The sequence below is a fragment of the Streptomyces sp. NPDC001634 genome (genome assembly GCF_040298185.1).
Classification (GTDB): Bacteria; Actinomycetota; Actinomycetes; order Streptomycetales; family Streptomycetaceae; genus Streptomyces.
The window spans coordinates 1-2462 of the sequence record NZ_JBEOZU010000205.1; the positions used below are offsets into that span (position 1 = coordinate 1).

Annotated in this window: 2 protein-coding genes; both read right to left on the bottom strand. The window is 71.8% G+C overall.

Annotation, left to right across the window (positions count from 1 at the left end):
- Positions 1 to 860 (bottom strand): GlgB N-terminal domain-containing protein (locus tag ABT186_RS47485; RefSeq protein ID WP_502973556.1); only part of this gene is annotated, 860 nt, incomplete at its 3' end.
- Complete coding sequence (locus ABT186_RS47490) at positions 857 to 2254, bottom strand: maltokinase N-terminal cap-like domain-containing protein (RefSeq protein WP_351237901.1); 1398 nt, start codon at positions 2252 to 2254, stop codon at positions 857 to 859. The genes ABT186_RS47490 and ABT186_RS47485, both read right to left, overlap by 4 nt.
- Positions 2255 to 2462 lie beyond the last annotated feature (208 nt).

Here is a 2462-nt window from a genome sequence, read left to right on the forward strand (position 1 = left end):
ACGTACGCGGGGAGCTGGTCGGCCAGTTGACGGTACGTCAGCCCCGGCCGCCAGGACGGCAGGTGCACCTCGTACACCGAGAACGGCGCCTCGTGCACCGGACGGTCACCACGCCCCGCCATCCACTCCCCGTCGCCCCACTCGTACGACGACTCCGTCACGACCGAGGCGGTCGCCGGGGGGACCTCCGTGCGGCGGGCCATGGGATCCGCGCGTACGCTGTGCGTGCCGTCGGGGCGTGTGATGTCCAGCTTGTAGCGCGTGCCCGGTCCTAGGCCGGGGACGAACAGCTCCCAGACGCCCGAGGAGCCGAGCGAGCGCATCGGGTACGCGCTGCCGTCCCAGTGGCAGAAGTCCCCGCAGACCCGGACGCCCCGCGCGTTCGGCGCCCAGACCGTGAAGCGGGTTCCCCGGACTCCGGCGTGGGTCATGACCCGGGCGCCGAGCGCCTTCCACAGCTCCTCGTGACGTCCCTCTCCGATCAGGTGAAGGTCGAGCTCGCCGAGCGCCGGGAGGAATCGGTAGGGATCATCGCTCTCGAGCACCGTGCCCTCGTAGGCCACGAGGAGCCGGTAGTCCGGTATGTGGCGCAGCGACAGCAGCGCCGAGAAGAAGCCGTCCCCGTCGTCGTGCAGCTCGGCCCATGCGTCGCCCATGACGACGGTCACCGAGAGCGCACACGGGCGCAGCACACGGAAGGCCAGCCCGTCCGGCACCGGATGCGCGCCCAGCACCGAGTGCGGGTCGTGGTGTGCGCCTGCCAGCAGCCGCTCCCGGTCGTCCGGTGTCGCGGGTGCGGGTCTCGGCGTGCCCAGCTGCGGCGAGGAGAGCGGTGGCGGGGACGCAGTCGGGCTTGTCACGTCGTCAGCCTCCTCAGGGCGGGACGCTCGGCGAGGCGTGCGATCGCCGCCATCGGCACGGGCAGCCAGTCCGGTCGGTGCCGGGCCTCGTACAGGACCTCGTACACGGCGCGGTCCGTCTCGTACGCGCGCAGCAGTTCGGGTTCCGCCCGCGGGTCCCAGCCCGCCTCGGCGGCGTAGCCCGCGCAGTACGCCTCCCGGCAGCGCAGCGCCCATGCGGGATGCCACGGCCGCCGGGCGTGGGCGGCGTAGTCGAAGGAGCGGAGCATGCCCGCGACGTCGCGTACCGGGGACTGGGTGCGGCGCCGTTCGGGCAGCGGGCGGGCCGGTTCGCCCTCGAAGTCGATCACGTGCCACTGCCGTCCTGCTCGCAGCACCTGGCCCAGGTGCAGGTCACCGTGGATGCGCTGCGCGGGCCGGGGCGCATCGAGCGCGGCCAGTCCGGTGAAGGCGGACCGCAGCCCGGACGCGTGCGGCAGCAGCTCCGGTACGGCATGGATGGCGTCCCGGAGGCGATCGACCATCCCGGCCGCGAGCCGCTCGCTCTCGCGAGCGCCCTGCGACTCGACGGGGAAAGCCGCGGCCAGCGCCAGATGCACCTCGGCCGTGGCCTGCCCCATCTCATAGGCCTCCTCGGTGAACTCCCGCCCGGACGCAAGTGCCTTGAGCGCCTGCGTCCATCCGTCGACGCCGCCGCGCAGGAACGGCTGGAGCACACCGAGCGTCGCGACCCAGGGGTTCGAGGTGCGGAACCAGGCCACCGTGGCGGGTACGCGGGTGCAGCCCTGCCGAGCGAGTGCCCAGGGCACTTCCAGGTCCGGATTGATTCCGGGCCGCACGCGCCGGAAGATCTTCAGGATGTACACGTCTCCGTACACCAGCGAGGAGTTGGACTGCTCGGCTTCGAGAAGGCGCGGAGCGAGTCCGGCGGGGATCGTCACCCGTCTGTCGCGTTCGAAGCGGAGGGCACCCGCGGTGCCCGGCGTGCGCAGCCGCTCCAGGAGCAGGGACGCCGAGCGCGGTTCCTGGAGGGCGTCGTAGACCAGCAGCCCGGCCAGGGGGCCCTCGGCGACGCGCCCGAGGACGGCCGGGGACTGCCGGGGCGACAACAACTCGCCCATTCCGAGGAAGAGTTGGTAGCAGTCATGGGCCGGGGCGGCGCCCGGTCCACGGCCTCCGGGCGGCTCGGCGTAGTCCGCGCGTATCAGGATGTGCAGGCAGTCCGGGTGCAGCTTGGTCACCGAGAGCAACGCAAGATCCGTGACGGGACGTCCCTTGCCGGCGAACCAGCGCTGGCGCGGCAGCCACTCACGCAGCAGACCGGAGAGCGAGGGCAGCAGCGAGGCGGAGCCGAGGCTCTCCGTACGGAGCGTTGCGGTCTCGGTCTTCGGCATGGCGTCGCGTCCTTTCCGTGGCGGCCGACGCATCAGCGGCCATGAATCAACGGCCATGAATCAACGGCCATGGATCAACGGCTCACGAACAAGTTCACCTTGGTGGCCTTCGGGACGTTCTTCCGGAGCCGGAACCAGTAGAAGCCGTGGCCTGCGAGGGTGAGCAGGTAGGGCAGTTCGCCGATGGCCGGGAAGCGGACCCCGCCGA